We start from the raw sequence: 17,095 nt of genomic DNA, 5'->3' as shown, positions 1-17,095 counted from the left end.
TTGGGTGAATTCATTCGCGACGCCGCATTACCTGGGTCAGCATGGGTCCGTCCTGTCGCGTGTTGGAATGGTCAGCCGTTGAAGGTGAAGCACCTCTGGCCGACCACATCGGTCTCCGCCACCAGCAGCGCGCCGTCGCACGGCCCGCGTTCCGACGGGTCCAGTTCCGCATGGGCGGTGGTGACGTAGAGCGTCTTGCGATCCGGACCGCCGAAGACGCAGCTGCTGGGGCAGCGCGCCGGCACTTCGACGATGCGGTCGATTTCGCCATCCGGCCGGTAACGGATCAGGCAGCCGGCACCCCAGCGGGCGCTCCACAGGCAACCTTCCTCGTCCATGGCCGAGCCGTCCGGATTGCCGTAACCCTCGGTGTCGGCAAACACCCGGCGGTTGCTGGCGGCGCCGGTGTCGGCGTCCCAGTCGTACTGCCAGATCACACCCTTGAGCGTGTCGGCGAAGTACATGCGGGTCTCATCCGGGCTCCACACCAGGCTGTTGCTGATGCCGATGCCGGATGCCACCTGCCGCACGCTGCCGTCCGTGTCGATGCACCACAGCAGGCCACTGCTCTGGCGCACGGGAATATGCTCGCCGTTGGGGCCGATGTTCTGCTGCATGCTGGCCATCCAGAAACGGCCTCGGGGATCGACGCGGGATTCGTTGGTGCGGTTTTCGGCGGGTTCTTCGGAAGGTTCGGCGATGGCGGTGAGACGGCCGTCCTGCGGGTCCAGGTCGTAGACGCCGCGGCCGGCGGCCACCACGTAGTGCCCGTTGCCGCGCGGCGCGATGGCGCTGACGGTGTCGTCGAACGACCAGTGTCGCGTCTCGCCGCTGGCCGGCACGTGGGCAAAGGCCTTACGCCCGACGATGTCGACCCAAAGCAGTTCGCCGCGTTCGGCGTCCCAGTGCGGCCCCTCGCCGAGGGCGAAACGGTCTTCCAGAAGCGGTTTAAAATCAAGCGATTGAGAATTCGGTGCTGACTCGGTCATCGCGGTGCCTCCTCGCTGGTACGCCAATCGTGATCCGCCGGCTGCAGGTAACCCAGCTCGCGTGAGATGGTGCGGGCCACGTCCAGCAACAGGGGCTGGAGATCCTGCAGGCGGTTGGTGGGCATCCGCGACGCGACCGAGGTGATGCTGATACCCGCCACCACGTCGCCGCGGAAGTTGAAGATCGGGGCCGCCACACAGCGAATGCCTTCTTCGTGTTCTTCCATATCGAAGGCGCAGCCGTGGGCGCGGATGTCCGCCAGCGCCTGGCGCAGGGCGGTCTCATCGGCAATGGTGTGGACGGTGTGGCGGACGAACTCGGTATGGGCGATCACCTCGTCCTGCTGCTCCGGCGGCAGGAACGCCAGGATCGCCTTGCCCACCCCGGTGCAGTACATCGGCCCACGCTTGCCCACCGCCGAGTACAGGCGAATGGTCTTGGGGCTCTCCAGCTTGTCGATGTAGATGATCTCGTGACCGTCGACCACCGCCAGGTGCACGGTCTCGGCCGCTTCGTGCAGCAGGCGCTGCATGGATTCGCGGGCCGCGCGCGGAATTTCCAGGCCTTCCCAGGTGCGCTGGGCCAGGCTCAGCAGACGGTAGCCGGGCGAATAACGCTGATCGCCGGTGTCGTAACGCACCATGCCCTGATCGACCAGGGTGGCCAGCAGGCGGTGGGCGGTGGACTTGGGCAATTGCAGACGCGCCACCAGGTCCGTAAACCGGACTGGCTCCGGACTGTCGCAGACAGCCTCCAGCACCTGAATGGCCTTGTCGATCGATGACATGGGTCACCACCCTTACCGAAAAATAAAACCACGTTCCACATCCGGGAAACGAAGTTCCGTAATATGGACCTGCTCAAGCGAGCGGGTCAAGCACCGTCCTCGTTCGTCAAATGACCTGTACGAAGAGCGTACGGCTTGACACGAACCGGGCGCGAATTTAACACTATCCCTCATATGGAACACAAGTTCCACTATTTGGAACTTAGAGCAATATAAACCCCGCCCTTTCCTCCATCTGGGCATAACGCACGCTCAACGACTGGAAACCATCGCCCTATCGACGCCCGGGAACGGCACCGATCCATGATGACCTATGACGGCGATGAGCAAAGGCTATCGATAGAACTTCGGGAGAGACCAAGTGAGTAACAGCAAAGACCGCAAGCTGCGCAGCCAGCAGTGGTACGGCAAGCACGACCGCGACGGCTTTATCCACCGCAGCTGGATGAAGAGCCAGGGCCTGCCGGATCACGCCTTCGATGGCCGGCCAATCATCGGCATCTGCAACACCTGGTCGGAAATCACCCCGTGCAACGCCCACCTGCGCGACATCGCCGAGCACGTCAAGAAAGGCGTCTGGGAAGCCGGCGGCGTGCCGCTCGAGTTCCCGGCCATGTCCCTGGGCGAGACCCAGATGCGCCCCACCGCCATGCTGTTCCGCAACCTGCTGAGCATGGACGTGGAGGAATCCATCCGCGCCAACCCGCTGGACGGCGTGGTCCTGCTGGGCGGCTGTGACAAGACCACCCCGGGCCAGGTGATGGGCGCAGCCAGCGTCGACCTACCCACCAGCGTGATTTCCTCCGGCCCGATGCTGAGCGGCAAGTACCGCGGCCAGGACATCGGCTCCGGCACCGACGTGTGGAAGTTCAGCGAGCAGGTCCGCGCCGGCTCCATGAGCCTGCCGGAGTTCCTCAACGCCGAAGGCTGTATGTCGCGCAGCCCGGGCACCTGCATGACCATGGGGACCGCCTCCACCATGGCCTCGCTGATGGAAGCCATGGGCATGGCCCTGCCGCTGAACGCGTCCATCCCGGCCGTCGACGCGCGCCGCAAGGTGCTGGCGCATCTCACCGGCATGCGCATGGTGGAAATGGTCCACGAGGACCTGACCATCTCCAAAGTGCTGACCCGCGAAGCCTTCGAGAACGCCATCAAGGTGAACGCGGCCATCGGCGGCTCCACCAACGCCGTGGTGCACCTGCTGGCCATCGCCGGTCGCCTGGGCATCGACCTGGACCTGGAAGACTTCGACCGCCTGGGCCGCGAGGTGCCGCTGCTGGTCAACCTGATGCCGTCGGGTAAATACCTGATGGAAGACTTCCACTACAACGGCGGCCTGCCGGTCGTCCTGCAGCGCCTGGCCGACCAGCTGCACCTGGACGCCCCCAGCATCACCGGCAAGCACATCGGCGAGGCGCTGGACCAGGTGGAATGCTTCAACGACGACGTCATCCGCCCGATGGACAACCCGGTGCGCCCGGCCGCCGGCATCGCCGTGCTGAAAGGCAACCTGTGCCCGCAGGGCGCCATCATCAAACCGTCCGCCGCCAGCGAAGGCCTGCTCAAGCATCGCGGCCAGGCGGTGGTGTTCGAGACCATCGAAGACTTCAAGGCGCGCATCGACGACCCCAACCTTGAGGTGGATGAAAACTCCATCCTCGTGCTCAAGGGCTGCGGCCCGAAGGGTTACCCGGGCATGCCGGAAGTGGGCAACATGCCGCTGCCGCCCAAGGTGCTGGAGAAAGGCGTCACCGACATGGTGCGCCTGTCCGACGCCCGCATGAGCGGTACCGCGTTCGGCACCGTGGTGCTGCACATCTCGCCCGAAGCCAACGAAGGCGGCCCGCTGGCGCTGGTGGAGAACGGCGACTGGATCGAGATGGACGTGGAGGCGCGCAAGCTGCACCTGGACATCTCCGACGAGGAACTGGCCCGCCGTCAGCAGGCGTGGGAAGCGCCGGAATCGCCCCACAAGCGCGGCTACTACCGCCTCTACATCGATCACGTGCTGCAGGCCGACGAAGGCGCGGATCTGGACTTCCTCAAGGGCAGCAGCGGTCACGTGGTGACGCGGGAGTCCCACTGAGATGGCCGAGTTCGCCCACTACCCCAGCCTGCGTGAGCGCACGGTGCTGGTCATCGGCGGCGCCACCGGCATCGGCGCCGCACTGGTGGACGCCTTCGCCGGCCAGGGTGCCCGCGTCGGCTTCCTCGACATCGACGAGAGCGCCGGGCGGGCCCTGAGCGAGTGCCTGGCCAACAGCGCCACGCCGCCGCTGTTCGTGCCCTGTGACATCCGCGACATCGACGCCCTGCGTGGCGCCATCGCCCGGGTCACCGACGCCTTTGGCCCGGTACGCGTGCTGATCAACAACGCCGCCCGGGACGACCGCCACAAGCTGGAAGACCTGTCCCCGGAGGACTGGGACCAGGGCATGGCGGTCAACCTGCGCCCGCACTTCTTCTCCAGCCAGGCGGTGCGCGAGGCCATGCGCGACGCCGGCGGCGGCAGCATCATCAACATGAGTTCCAACAGCTACCTGCTGGGGCTGGACGGCTACCCCGGCTACGTCACCGCGAAAGCCGGCATCGTCGGTTTGACCAAAGGCCTGGCGCGGGAACTGGGGCCGGAGAACATCCGCGTCAACGCCCTGCTGCCCGGCTGGGTCATGACCGACCGCCAGATCGACCTGTGGCTGACCGACGAGGCCGAGCAGGAGCTGATGCAGCAGCAGGCCCTCAAGCGCAAGATCGACCCGGCGGACGTGGCGCGACTGGCGCTGTTCCTGGCCGCCGACGACAGCGCACTGATCACCGGCCAGAGCCACATCATCGACGGAGGGCGGTTATGACCGCCGATCCGAAAACGACACAGACCGCGCGCCTGATCGCCGTCGACTGGGGCACCACCAATTTCCGCGCCTCGCTGCTGGACGCCGACGGCGCGGTGTTGGATCGCGCCCAGGCGGCGCGCGGCATCCTCCACGTCGAGCGGGACGGATTCGGCACCGCGCTGGACGAACTACTCGGCCACTGGCTGGCCGACCTGCCGGAAGTCCCGCTGCTGATGGCCGGCATGGTGGGCAGCGCCGACGGCCTGCGCGAAGTGCCCTACCTGCCGTGCCCCGCCAGCGTGGACGACATCGTCAACGCCCTGGTGCGGGTGGACGACCTGGGCCTGGGCCGCGCCGCCTACATCGTGCCCGGCCTCAGCGGCCGATCGGTGGCGGACAACCCGGACGTGATGCGCGGCGAGGAAATCCAGATCCTGGGGGCGCTGGACGACGGCGACACCCCGGGCGAGCGCATCGTCTGCCTGCCGGGCACTCACTCCAAGTGGGTCACCCTGGCCGGCCGTCAGGTGCGCGGCTTCAGCACCGCCATGACCGGCGACGCCTTTTCCGCCCTGCGCGGCCACACGCTGCTCAAGCGCTTCGCGGCCGACGGCGGCACCGATAATGCCGCGTTCGACCGGGGGCTGGCCCAGGCCGACCGGCCCGGCGGCCTGCTGCACCACCTGTTCAGCGCCCGCACCGAAGTGCTGCTGGGCGACCTGCCCGCCGACCGCGCCGGAGCCTACCTCTCCGGCCTGCTGATCGGCGACGAGGTGCGCGCCATGACCGACGCCCTGACGCCCGCCGCCCCGGTCACGCTGATCGGCAACGGCATCCTGAACGACCTGTACGCCCGCGCCCTCGACGCCCGTGGTTTCGCCACCCGGACGATCGACGGCGACACCGCCGCCGTGCGGGGCCTGCACCACCTGGCCCGTCACGCGGCGCTCTAACGTTTACCGACATCGAGACTGCATCATGCCCAGCCAAGACTGCATGCGTTACCTTGAGGAAATGCCGCTGATCGCGATCCTGCGCGGCATCCGGCCGGACGAGGCGGACGCCATCGTCAGCGAACTGATCGACGCCGGCTTCCGGCTGATCGAAGTGCCCCTGAACTCGCCGCAGCCGTTCGACACCATCGCGCGACTGGTGGAACGCTTCGGCGACCGGGCGCTGATCGGCGCCGGCACCGTCACCACGACCGGGGACGTGGCCGAACTCAAGCGCATCGGCGCCCGCCTGCAGGTGATGCCCCACGCCGACGCCGAGGTGATCCGCGCCGGCGTCGAAGCGGGTATGGACGTGTTCCCGGGCGTGATGACCCCGACCGAAGCCTTCAGTGCCCTCAAGGCCGGCGCCCAGGCGCTCAAGATCTTCCCCGCCAACCTGGTGGGTCCGGAGGGCATCAAGGCGATGCGGTCGGTACTGCCGCCAGACCTCGTCATCGCCCCCACCGGCGGTGTCAGCGCCGATAACCTGGCGGACTTCGCCAAAGCCGGCGCGCGCGGCTTCGGGCTGGGCTCCGGCCTGTACAAGGCCGGCCAGGACGCCGCCACCGTGCGCCGGGCCGCCGACGCCTACGTGGCCGCCTGGCGTGGCATTCCCGACTGACCGCCTTCGCATCAAACGCCCCTGCGCGTCTGCCTAAAGTGACCAGAAAGAGAGCCCGGCTTTGACCACTTACACCGCCACGGAAGGCCGCTTCGGCCCCTACCCGACACTGATCCTGCAGGGCCCGGGCGGCACGCCCCGGGCCGAGATCGCCCTGCGCGGCGCCACGCTGTTGTCCCTGAGCCTGCCGGAGACCGGCCTGGATTCGGTCGTCAGCGGCTACGCCACGCCGGACGACTTCGCCGCCCTCACGGGCGCGCGCTCGGCGATCCTGGCGCCCTACAGCAACCGCCTCGCCGACGGACGCTATGTGTTCGACGGCGCCGAGCATCAGTTCGCCAAGCGGGATGACGACGGCAATAGCCTGCACGGCCTGGTGATGGACGCGGTCTGGCAGGCGGGCCGGATCGAGCCGGGCGCCGACCGGATCGCCGTGGAACTGACCTGCGACACCCTGCGGTCCGCCGAGCAGCCGGGCTACCCGTTCCACGTGCACCTCAGCGTCCGCTTCGAGCTGAGCGCCGACGGGCTCCGCCTGACGCTGACCGCCCGCAACGACGGCGAGAGCGACGCGCCGCTCGGGCTGGGCTGGCACCCGTACCTGCGGTTGCCGGGCCAGGCGCTGGCGGACTGCCGCCTGACCCTGCCCCACACCGAGCGCATCGTCAGCGACGCCCGCCTGATCCCGCTGCCGGGCAACGACGCCTACCAGCACGTGCGCGGCACCGAGCACGATTTCTGCGCGCCGGGCCGGGCTCTGGCGCAGAGCCGTCTGGACGACTGCTACTGGGGCCCGAACGGCAACGGCGGACTGGTCAGCACGCTGACCGGGTCGGACGGGCGGAGCCTGACGTTGACCCAGGACCGGGGCGTGGTACAGGTCTACACGGGCCACAGCCTGCCGGCGGATCAGCCGTCGGGACTGGCCATCGAGCCCAACGAATTCATGCCCGACGCCTTTAACCGACCGGAGCTGGCCAGGGCCATCCGCCTGGTGCCGGGGGCCGAACGTTCGTTTGGCGCCAGCCTGCGGGTCCATCGCGAACACACCGGATAGGTTACAATCCAGTCACACCACACTCTGTGACTCACAACGTCCCGTTTGCTGCGCTAAGGTAAGGCCCATGAGACGCAAAGCCCGAGCCCGCAAACAGCTGCAACAGGCTCTCGACTCGGCGACGAGCTACGACGAATGGTTCGACGCCGCCGAGAAGCTCGACGATCTGGAAGGCAAACTCGCCTGGCGCGAGCGTGACGACACGCGCATGCTGCACACCGCACTGGTGCGCGAGCACGCCGACGATCTCCGCCGGCAACGCGAGGCCGGCGATCCCACGGCACTGATCCGCACCCTGCAGGAAAGCCTCTACCGGCACCTGGGGGAACTCTCCAATCCGGATCTCTACAGCGTCGCCCGCACCGGCACCAAGCATCTGGTTTCCCGCTTCCTCGACGAAGTGGAGCAGTCGATGCTCTACATCTGCGATCACCCGCTGCCGGGCGCGACCGACGAACAGAAGCTCAACCTGTTCCGCGAGGCCGAGCGGGTGTTCGGCCACACCGCCCTGATGCTCAGCGGCGGCGCGGCCTTCGGCATCTACCATTTCGGCGTCACCCGCGCGCTCTGGTCCCAGAATCTGCTGCCCCACGTGATCGCCGGCTCCAGCATGGGCGCCATCCTGGCGGCGTCGATCTGCTCGCGCAACCAGACCGAACTGGCCGAGTTCTTCACCCAGCCGGAACGGGTCCACCGCGACGCCCTGCGCTGGCTGCCCCCGGCGCGCATGTGGCGTCAGGGCCACGCCATGGACGCGCAGCAGCTGCTGACCCACATCCGCACCAACGTGGGCCGCTACAGTTTCCGCGAAGCCTACGAGCACAGCGGCCGCACCCTGAACATCTCGGTCTCGCCCACGCGCACCCGGCAGAAGCCGCGGCTGCTCAACGAACTGGCCTCGCCGGATGTGATGATCGACTCGGCCGTGCTGGCGTCGTGCGCCATTCCCGGCATCTACCCGCCGGTCACCCTGAGCGCCCGCGACCCCGCCGGTGAATCCTGCGAAAGCCCCTACATGCCCACCGAGACCTGGATCGACGGCAGCCTCCAGGGCGACCTGCCGGCCATGCGCATGGCGCGCCTGCACAACGTGAACAAGACCATCGTCAGCCAGGCCAACCCGCACGTGCTGCCGTTCATCAGCCATCATCACGACCGCGGCCTGACCGCATCGGTGCGCCAGGCGGCGGGCACATTCGTCCACGCCCAGGTGGCCTCGATGCTGGAACTGACCCGCAACCTGGGCTCCAAGTCCGGCCTGCGCCCCTACATCGAACAGGCCCACGCCATGGCCACCCAGTCCTACCTGGGGGACATCAACATCCAGTTCCCCTTCCGCCCGCTGCTGTACCGCAAGGTGCTGTCCAACCCCAGCGATGCCGACCTGGACATGTACATCCGCCTGGGCGAACAGGCCACCTGGCCGCAAATGGCCATGATCCGGGACCAGACCCTGGTCAGCCGGACGTTCCGGACGTGCATTGATCGGTTGAAGGCGAGTGCCGGGGCCAAGAGGGAGCGGGCGTTGGGGTGAGCAGGACGGGCTGTCTTGAAAGTGGCTGTTGCGCCATTTCAGGTACTAATCCAGCACTTCAATTCGCACATTGATCACGCCCGCCGACGTGTTCCCTATCTGCCGGAAAGCGGACTTTGAGAGATCGATAATGCGACCGGCCACGAACGGCCCGCGATCGTTGATCTCGACAACGACGCTCTTGCCGTTCTGCGTGTTGGTGACTTTGACCGTGGAACCAAACGGCAGGGTTTTGTGGGCGGCGGTCAGCAGCTCGTGCTTGTACCGGACACCGCTGGCCGTCTTCCGGTCCTGGAACTTATCCGCGTAGTACGACGCCTGCCCGGTTTCCGTGAACCCGGTCACCCCGGCCCCGGACGGGACGGTGGAGCAGCCGGCTATCAGGCTGAGGAATGCAATGGCCAACATCTTAGCTGGGGTAACCGCCATAATCGGAATCTTCTACCGTGTGCACATCAGGGCCGGACGTCACTGCCGCGCCAATCGCGCGACGCGGTCTGCCCAACATCCGGTGCGAGCTCTGATTATGCCTGCTCACCCGGGGCGCGCACATCCTCGATGTCCACCGGGCGGGCGAGCAAGGCGCGCGGGGTCAAGTCTTGCGTTTTTCTCTATGCGATTGCGTAAACGTAAAAATGAGACAAGGGCAAAAGGCAAGACTTGACCCCGACCTTCCTAACATGGGTCGGCCCTTGGAGCGCTCCCCAGGGGCGGGTAGCCTCGCCACCGCCGGTCTAGCCGCCAGACGAAAGCCCCAGAAAGACCGCGCAAACCAGGGAGACGACAGCAACAATGATGGCACCCCCCATCTGGATCCAGTATTTCACGGGCTGCCGGTGCCTGAAAGCGATCGGGGTTCCCAGTCCAAAGTAACCGACTTTCAACCCTTCAATGATGATCCCGGCGAACATCACGGTGAGCGCCCCGAAGAACACCGTGGCGATCAAGGTCTTTTCCGTAGGCCCGAGAAACCAATAGCCGGCGCCGGCAAGAAGGAAGGGCATGAGCTTCCATATCAGGCCGTTCCAGCCTTTTCCCAGCAGTCTTACAAACGGGTCCAGCACGTTCATTTGTCTCCGAAAAATGGGGAGAATTAAGGGGGAAGCTACTTAAAATACGATTGTCACTGGGTCTTGTACAAAACCTTGAGAGGCGAATTCGGAAAGGGCAAAGGCAAGACTTGACCCCGGCCTTCCGGCCTGTGTGACCCCGACCTGCCATGCCGGACCAGAAAATCTTCTGACCTTTTTCTACAGCCTCAACGCTGAGCACACCGGCGCCACGCTTGGCGTCAGGTGATGGGCATTGTTAAACGGGTGGCGGCAGCTTGCTAAGATAGTTTTCCAAGACTTCACGCGGTACACCCACCCGGGTTTGCTCCATCTCGGAGTCATAGAAGTTGGTGCCGTATAAAATCTCACGGAGAACTCCAACCACTCCACTCATTTCATCTTGGCTCATTGAGCCTTCAAGATATGGATAGATACCATCGCAAATCCGCTTGATGAGACCCGATGCTGCTGGCGTGACTATGACGATATCACCCGCTTCCTCGGCGATTTTCATCTGCTCGGTGACTAGCTCTTTGAGAACGTCGTATTCCATAGCCTTTCCGTTTCACGCTTGCTGCATGAGCGCCCTTGGAATGGAGCCGAAGGCGCAATGTAATGGGCGTCGCCGTGCCTGCACTGGTTAGACACCTCATAGCACTATGCTCAAAACAACTATAAAAAAAGCAGCGACGAAAGTACTAATCTGGGCATAAAAGCAGATAACTTGCTTTTTGCTTGGAGGCCGATTTACCCAGCCCGGATTTTCTCGCTCTCCATTTCGGACGCCTTGGGCCAGTTTATATATTTTCTTGAGGTCAGTTAGCGGCTGGGCCATTACAATGTATTGAAGCCAAATTCCAACCAAGATAGAAACAGAATGGAGGACGAGGCCCAATTTTAGTAGGAAGTCTAAGTCACCAGCGTCACCGCTACGAAGGCCAACAACAAGGCTGACCAAAGTTACTGACAGACCGAGCATCAACCGAGTAAACGAATCATACTTCTCCTGATGCTCTCCCATGAGGTCGTCATGGATTTTCCTGTAAGTTTCAAAGTTCATGACTGTCTCAAGTGCCTAACGAGGCTGTAGAAAAACCCTCGCCCCTTTTTACGATGGTGCTCCTACGTAAAATCTGGATTTATTTTCGATGTTGAGTGTTCCAGATTTTAAAAATAGTCGCTATTTTTAGCTCGTTTACTGATCAACTCCGGACCAGAAATATCTTCTGACCTTTTTCTACAGCCTCAACGTTGCCAGAAGGGGCGCGACGCAAGGAGCGTCCCTTTGCTAGCCTTGTTAACCGTGAATGCCTAACCATTGGGTGTAACCAGAAATGACAGAAAATATGGAACCACAGCGACAACCACCCAAAGTATAAGCAAATAGAGGCCATATTTTATTGGTTTGGATTTATTTAAGAATTTCCCTGCAAGCCACAACCAACTACCTACAAAAACTAGAGCGATAGGCTTGAGGAAAGAATCTACGAACAACCAAGGCTCCTGGCCAACATTGGTTTTTAGATAATCTGCGAGAAAGGACAACCCGAACAACATCAGAGCGAATATTACGAATGCTATTGCGCCTGCTCCCAAGATGAGGCAAAGCTTTTTAAGTTTTTCCATGTTCGGATTTCCCGCGTATTACAGTTAACAGTGATTAGACCGCGTTCCACAATATCGAATAAAAGTGTGCTCTCGAAAATGTTACCCTACAGTCAGTCTTGCCACGGTCGTTAATTCCGTTTAAACAACACCCTAGCGCCTTGTCGCCGTTGGCGCCATGTATTCGTTTGACGTCTTCTTTTTGTGATTCCGATATACCGGTATTAACACGCAGAGCTGAGGGCAGGCGGGCAGCGCAGTCAGTACGCCTCGCCTGACGACCACCGGGCCACTCAAACCACCCTCACCAGCTCCCCTCTCTCCCAACCCAACCGACCAACCTCAGCCACCTGCCGCCGCATCCCCGGCACGGGGCGAATCATGAACAGGTCGCCGTTGCGCCCCAGCAGGGACTTGGGCACGCCGCAATCCCGCGCCAGCCCGGCGTGGACGTCCATGTGTTCGGCTTCGCCGTGAACGGGGATGGCAACGTCCGGCTGGACCCACTGGTACATGGCGCGCAGTTCGTCCTGGGCCGGGTGGCCGGAGGCGTGGATGGGGAGGTCGGCGGCTTCGGCGGTGATCACTTCGACGCCCTGCTCTTTAAGACTGGCGATCAGGGCCTCGATGGCGTCTTCGTTGCCGGGGATGGCGCGGGCGCTGAAGATGACGCGGTCGCCGGGTTCCAGCTCCACGTCGGGGTGCGAGCCTGTGGCCATGCGGCGCAGGGCGGTGCGGGGTTCGCCCTGGCTGCCGGTGGCGACGGCCAGCACTTCTTCCCGGGGCAGGTAACCCAGGTGGGCGGGGTTGATGAGGTGGTCGTCGGCGTTCCAGACACCGGCGGCTTTGGCGGCGCCGCTCATGTTGATCAGCGAGCGCCCCAGCAGGCCCATGTAGCGGCCGGTGGCACGGGCGACGTTGGCGAGGGTGTGCAGGCGGGCGATGTTGCTGCCGAAGCAGGCGACGATGACGCGGCCCGGCGCGTCCTGTGTGGCGGCCAGCAGGCCCTTTTCCAACGCCGATTCGGACATGGAATGCCCCGCCACCGTGGCGTTGGTGGAGTCGCACACCATGGCGGCCACGCCCTCCTCCGCCAGCGCCTGGAAGGTGCCCGGCGTGTAGCCGTGGCCCACCAGCGGTTCCTCGTCCAGCTTCCAGTCGCCGCTGTGGAACAGGTTGCCCGCCGGGGTGCGGATCATCAGGGCGTTGGGGTCGGGGATGGAATGGGTCAGGGCCAGCCACTGCACGTCGAACGGGCCGATGGTGCGGCGCTCGTCCACGTCCACCACGTGGATCGGCACCCGGTGCAGCAGGTCGAACTCCGCCAGTTTGCGGCGCAGGATCTCGGCGGTGAAGCGGCTGGTGTAGACCGGGCATTGCAGCAGCGGCCACAGATACGGCACGGCGCCGATGTGGTCCTCGTGGGCGTGGGTGATGATCAGCCCGGCGAGCCGGTCGCGGCGGTCGGCGATGAAGGCGGGGTCGGCCATCTGCACCGGCGGCTCGCCACGCCCGTGCACGGTGCCGTCGGCGATCACCCGGCCCGGCCGGGGAAAGGTCACCCCGCAGTCCACCATCAGCCACTGGCCGTCGTGGCCATAGAGGTTGAGGTTCATGCCGATTTCGCCGGTGCCGCCCAGTGGGAGGAACCAGAGGTCGTTGTGGTCGGGAGTCATGCCTGGGTCGCCGTTGTCCGGAAATGGAATGCCGCCAGTGTAACGTCTCGGGACAGACCACGTCCGCCGCCACTGGTCGCGGATGGCGATTTACCCCATGATGCAGGTGAATCCACGGACCACGGATCGAGCATGCAGTTCACCTTTCTGGGCACCTCCGCCGGCACCCCCACCCGTCAGCGCAACGTCACCGGCCTGGCCCTCCAGCACGGCGGGCCCAAGGGCTGGTATCTGGTCGATTGCGGCGAAGGCACCCAGCACCAGTTGCAGCGCACCCACCACAGCCTGGTGCAGCTGCGGGCCATCTTCATCACCCACGTGCACGGGGACCACAGCTTCGGGCTGCCGGGGCTGCTGGCCAGCGCCTCCATGGCCGGGCGCACCGAGCCGCTGCCACTGATCGCGCCGGGGCCAATCAAGGCCTATGTGGAGACCGCCCTGGCCGCCACCGACTCCCACCTGGGCTACGACATCGAGTTCATCGAGGTCCACGCCGACGGTTTCCAGTGGCAGGACGGGCACGTCCACGTGACCACCGCCGCCCTCTCCCACCGGGTGCCGACGGTGGCCTACGTCTTCACGGAAAGGCATCTGGAGCGCCAGTTGCTGACGGACAGACTGCGGGCGGACGGCATCGAGGCCGGCCCCAGCTGGGGCGAGCTGCAGCGGGGACGGGACGTCACCCTGGACGACGGGCGGGTGTTGCGCAGCGACGACTACACCGCCATCCACCGCACGCCGCGGCGCGTCGTGGTGGGCGGCGACAACGACACGCCGGAATGCCTGCGCGAGGCCTGTGGCGGCGCCCAGGTGCTGATCCACGAGTCCACCTACACCCAGGCGGTGTCCGACCACGTCGGCCCCAAGCCACAACACAGCTCGGCGCAGCAGGTGGCGCGCTTCGCCGAGGCGGTGGGGCTGCCTAACCTGGTGCTGACCCACTTCAGTTCGCGCTACCAGTTCAACCACCCGTCGGCGCCGCTGATCGATGAGATCGAGCAAGAGGCCCGGCGGTTCTATTCCGGTAACCTCAGGCTGGCGCGGGATTTTGATCGCTATCGGCTGGAACGGGGCGGCCGACTCGTCGCGGTGACGGACGAGCCGGCCGGAGAGAAAAGCGAACCGGCCGCCAATTAAGGCCGCCGGCTGCGGCCATCAGGAACTGGCCGGGAAGGTGAGGCGCACCACGTCGGTATGCTCGCTGGAGGGCCAGCGCTGGGTGACGGCCTTGCGGCGGGTGTAGAAACGCACCGAGTCGGGCCCGTAGGCGTGCAGGTCGCCGAACAGGGATTCCTTCCAGCCGCCGAAGCTGTGGTAGGCCGCCGGCACCGGCAGCGGGACGTTGATGCCCACCATGCCCACTTCGATGGCGTCGGCAAACACCCGGCCGGCTTCGCCGCTCTGGGTGAACACGCAGGTGCCGTTGCCGTAGCGGTGGGCGTTGATCAGCCGGATGGCCTCATCCAGGCTGCTGACCCGCACCACGCAGAGCACCGGGCCGAAGATCTCATCGGTGTAGATGCTCATGTCCGCCTTGACCCGGTCGAACAGCGTGGGGCCGAGGTAGTAACCGTCGGAGTGGCTCACCATGGGGTGCTCGCGGCCGTCCAGCACCAGCTCGGCGCCGGCCTCCACGCCCGCGTTCAGGTAAGCGAACACCTTGTCCCGGTGGCCGGCGTTGATCAGCGGACCCATATCCATGCCGTCCTCGGTGCCCGGGCCAACGTTCAGGTCACGAGCCCGTGCGACGACCTTGTCCACCAGCGCGTCGGCGGTTTCATCGCCCACGCAGACCGCCACGGAAATCGCCATGCAGCGTTCGCCGGCACTGCCGTAGGCGGCGCCGATCAGGGCGTTGGCGGCGTTGTCCAGGTTGGCGTCCGGCAGCACCACGGCGTGGTTCTTGGCGCCGCCCAGGGCCTGGACGCGCTTGCCGTTGCGGGTGCCGCCCTCGTAGAGAGCCCGGGCGACCGGCGTGGACCCCACGAAGCTCAGGGCGCGTACGTCGGGCGCGTCGATCAGCTGCTCGACCACTTCGCGCTGCCCGTGGACGACATTGAACACGCCTTCCGGCAGGCCGGCTTCCTGCAGCAGGTCCGCCATCTTCACCGCCGTCGACGGCACCTGCTCGGACGGTTTGAGGATAAAGCTGTTGCCGCAGGCGATGGCCATGGGGAACATCCACAGCGGCACCATGGCCGGGAAGTTGAACGGGGTGATGCCCGCCACCACGCCCACCGGCTGGTGGTTGGAGAAGCTGTCGATGCGCGGGCCGGCGTCGTGGGAGTAGTCGCCTTTCAGCAACTCCGGCACGCCGCAGGCGTATTCAACGTTCTCGATGCCGCGGCGCAGCTCGCCCAGGGCGTCGTCGAGGGTCTTGCCGTGTTCTTCGCTGATCAGCCGGGCGATCTCCGCGGCGTCGCGCTCCAGCAGGGCCTTGAAGCGAAACATCACCTGGGCGCGTCTGGCCGGCGGCGTGGCCTGCCAGGCCGGCTGGGCCTCGCGGGCGATGCGGATCACGTCGTTGACCAGATCGGTATCGGCCAGGGCCACCTGGCGGATCACCTGACCGTCGGCCGGGTTGAAGACATCGAGGGTGGCCGGCGTGCTGACCGGCTCACCGGCGATGCGATGGGATACGTTCGTCATGGGTGCTTTCCTGTGTCGATCAGCCCAGCAGGGCTTCGCTGAATGGGTAGCGGGACAGCTTCTGGTAACCGGTCTCGGTGATGACCACCTCTTCCTCCAGCTTGACGCCGTCCTGCTGGCCTTCCTCGCCGATGTAGCTCTCCACGGACACCACCATGCCCGGCTCCAGGACGCCGTCCTTGGAGAAGCGGTCGAAGTCCATGTGGTGCGCCACCAGCGGGGTTTCGCCGTGCATGCCGACGCCGTGGATGATGCTGGGGTAGCGGCGATTCAGGAAGCGTTCGGGGATCTTCCAGGCCTTCTCGGCGATCTCGCGGTATTCCACCCCCGGGCCCAGCAGGTCCATGTTGTGGTGCACCTGCTCGTAGGCCATGCGGTAGAGCGACTTCTGGTAGCCGGTAGGCTTGCCCGGGCCCACGTGGAAGGTGCGGGAGAAGTCGGAGTAGTAGCCGTGGATACCGATGGTGTCGGTGTCCAGCGCCACCAGTTCGCCCGGGCGGATCACCCGGTCGCTGGCCTCGTTGAACCAGGGGTTGGTGCGCGGGCCGGAGTTCAGCAGCCGGGTCTCGATGAACTCGCCACCCTGGCGGATCACTTCGCCATAGAGTTCGGCGAACAGCTCGTTCTCGGTGATGCCCGGCCGGATCGCCGCTTCCACCCGCGCCACGGCGGCCTCGCTGCCGGCCATGGACTGGGCCAGACAGGCGATCTCTTCCGGCGTCTTGATGCGGCGGCAGTGCAGGATATCCTGCATGCAGTCGAACACTTCGAGGCCCTGGGCTTCCAGGGAGCGCGCCAGGTTCAGGGCGCAGCGGTCCAGCCCCACCTTGCGGTTGCCGCGGCCGTGCTCGGCCACCAGCTCGGCGATCTCCACACCGAACGGGTCGCTGGACAGGCCGTCGCGCTGGTTCACCGCCGACCACACCACCTGTGAGGTCCGGGACTCGTCGATGGTCTCCAGGCCCATGGAGACGTGGGCGCTGCCCGGGTATTCGAACAGGATCACCGGGCCTTCCAGCGGCACATAGATGTAGCGCGTGGAATTACGCAGGAAGTAGCCGAACATGTTGCGTGAGCCGGTGGCGTAGCGCTGGTTGTACGGATCAAACAGGATCACCGCGGCGTAGCCCTGCTCGCGCATCATGGTGCGCAGGCGCGCCAGGCGACCGGCCCGGAGCTGTTTCGGGTCGAACGCGGTGGGGATGCTGTCGCCGTTGGCGACCGGCGCCGACGGCACCACCGGAATCGAATCCGGCTCGTTATCCGTCAGCGGCTGGGTTTCTACGATACTCAT

At 65.1% G+C, this 17,095-nt stretch carries 17 protein-coding genes; 7 read left to right on the top strand and 10 right to left on the bottom strand.

Going from position 1 to position 17,095, the window contains the following annotated elements; all coding sequences use genetic code 11:
* Positions 1–71: 71 nt before the first annotated feature.
* Together DKK67_RS01295 and DKK67_RS01290 are read right to left on the bottom strand one after the other, a co-directional pair.
* Positions 72–989: an SMP-30/gluconolactonase/LRE family protein gene (locus DKK67_RS01295; RefSeq protein WP_111493637.1), complete on the bottom strand. Its 918-nt coding sequence runs from the start codon at positions 987–989 to the stop codon at positions 72–74.
* Positions 986–1,777, bottom strand: a complete 792-nt coding sequence (locus tag DKK67_RS01290) for an IclR family transcriptional regulator (protein ID WP_111493635.1) — start codon at positions 1,775–1,777, stop codon at positions 986–988. The genes DKK67_RS01295 and DKK67_RS01290 overlap by 4 nt, the downstream gene beginning before the upstream one ends.
* 361 nt (positions 1,778–2,138) lie before the next feature.
* On the opposite strand from DKK67_RS01290, the gene DKK67_RS01285 reads away from it, so the two are divergent.
* From DKK67_RS01285 to DKK67_RS01260, 6 genes are all read left to right on the top strand, one after another.
* Positions 2,139–3,866, top strand: coding sequence for an IlvD/Edd family dehydratase (locus tag DKK67_RS01285; protein ID WP_111493633.1), 1,728 nt, complete (start codon positions 2,139–2,141; stop codon positions 3,864–3,866).
* Between the two features lies 1 nt (position 3,867).
* Complete coding sequence (locus DKK67_RS01280; protein ID WP_111493631.1) at positions 3,868–4,632, top strand: SDR family NAD(P)-dependent oxidoreductase; 765 nt, start codon at positions 3,868–3,870, stop codon at positions 4,630–4,632.
* On the top strand, positions 4,629–5,567 hold the full coding sequence (locus tag DKK67_RS01275) for a 2-dehydro-3-deoxygalactonokinase (RefSeq protein WP_111493629.1): 939 nt from the start codon (positions 4,629–4,631) through the stop codon (positions 5,565–5,567). The genes DKK67_RS01280 and DKK67_RS01275 overlap by 4 nt, the downstream gene beginning before the upstream one ends.
* A 25-nt stretch (positions 5,568–5,592) precedes the next feature.
* The gene (locus DKK67_RS01270) at positions 5,593–6,228 is read left to right on the top strand and encodes a 2-dehydro-3-deoxy-6-phosphogalactonate aldolase (RefSeq protein WP_204355699.1); all 636 of its coding nucleotides are present in this window, start codon (positions 5,593–5,595) and stop codon (positions 6,226–6,228) included.
* 61 nt (positions 6,229–6,289) lie between these two features.
* A complete protein-coding gene (locus tag DKK67_RS01265; protein ID WP_111493627.1) occupies positions 6,290–7,285 on the top strand; it encodes an aldose 1-epimerase in 996 nt (331 codons plus the stop codon).
* Between the two features lie 67 nt (positions 7,286–7,352).
* On the top strand, positions 7,353–8,819 hold the full coding sequence (locus tag DKK67_RS01260; RefSeq protein WP_111493625.1) for a patatin-like phospholipase family protein: 1,467 nt from the start codon (positions 7,353–7,355) through the stop codon (positions 8,817–8,819).
* 45 nt (positions 8,820–8,864) lie between these two features.
* On the opposite strand, the gene DKK67_RS01255 is transcribed toward DKK67_RS01260, so the two are convergent.
* From DKK67_RS01255 to DKK67_RS01235, 6 genes are all read right to left on the bottom strand, one after another.
* Entirely contained in the window at positions 8,865–9,248 is a 384-nt protein-coding gene (locus tag DKK67_RS01255) for a septal ring lytic transglycosylase RlpA family protein (protein WP_111493623.1), read from the bottom strand.
* A gap of 305 nt (positions 9,249–9,553) precedes the next feature.
* Positions 9,554–9,889, bottom strand: a complete 336-nt coding sequence (locus DKK67_RS01250) for a hypothetical protein (RefSeq protein WP_111493622.1) — start codon at positions 9,887–9,889, stop codon at positions 9,554–9,556.
* Between the two features lie 238 nt (positions 9,890–10,127).
* Positions 10,128–10,424, bottom strand: coding sequence for a hypothetical protein (locus tag DKK67_RS01245; protein ID WP_111493620.1), 297 nt, complete (start codon positions 10,422–10,424; stop codon positions 10,128–10,130).
* Positions 10,425–10,520: 96 nt separating this feature from the next.
* The gene (locus tag DKK67_RS01240; protein WP_111493619.1) at positions 10,521–10,931 is read right to left on the bottom strand and encodes a hypothetical protein; all 411 of its coding nucleotides are present in this window, start codon (positions 10,929–10,931) and stop codon (positions 10,521–10,523) included.
* 251 nt (positions 10,932–11,182) lie between these two features.
* Complete coding sequence (locus tag DKK67_RS21485) at positions 11,183–11,497, bottom strand: hypothetical protein (protein ID WP_162628710.1); 315 nt, start codon at positions 11,495–11,497, stop codon at positions 11,183–11,185.
* A 272-nt stretch (positions 11,498–11,769) separates the two neighbouring features.
* A complete protein-coding gene (locus DKK67_RS01235; protein WP_111493617.1) occupies positions 11,770–13,152 on the bottom strand; it encodes a ribonuclease J in 1,383 nt (460 codons plus the stop codon).
* A 132-nt stretch (positions 13,153–13,284) separates the two neighbouring features.
* Between DKK67_RS01235 and DKK67_RS01230 the strand changes: the two genes are divergently transcribed.
* Complete coding sequence (locus tag DKK67_RS01230) at positions 13,285–14,289, top strand: ribonuclease Z (RefSeq protein WP_111493616.1); 1,005 nt, start codon at positions 13,285–13,287, stop codon at positions 14,287–14,289.
* Between the two features lie 18 nt (positions 14,290–14,307).
* Here the strand turns inward: DKK67_RS01230 and DKK67_RS01225 are convergent, their stop codons facing one another.
* Positions 14,308–15,801 carry a CoA-acylating methylmalonate-semialdehyde dehydrogenase gene (locus DKK67_RS01225; protein ID WP_111493614.1) on the bottom strand — a complete coding sequence of 498 codons (1,494 nt, stop codon included), beginning with the start codon at positions 15,799–15,801 and terminating at the stop codon, positions 14,308–14,310.
* A 19-nt stretch (positions 15,802–15,820) separates the two neighbouring features.
* Positions 15,821–17,095 (bottom strand): M24 family metallopeptidase, encoded by a 1,275-nt coding sequence (locus tag DKK67_RS01220; protein ID WP_111493612.1) that lies wholly within the window; start codon positions 17,093–17,095, stop codon positions 15,821–15,823.

It is taken from the genome of Marinobacter bohaiensis (genome assembly GCF_003258515.1).
GTDB lineage: Bacteria > Pseudomonadota > Gammaproteobacteria > Pseudomonadales > Oleiphilaceae > Marinobacter_A > Marinobacter_A bohaiensis.
This window is presented reverse-complemented; position numbering and strand designations above follow the sequence as displayed.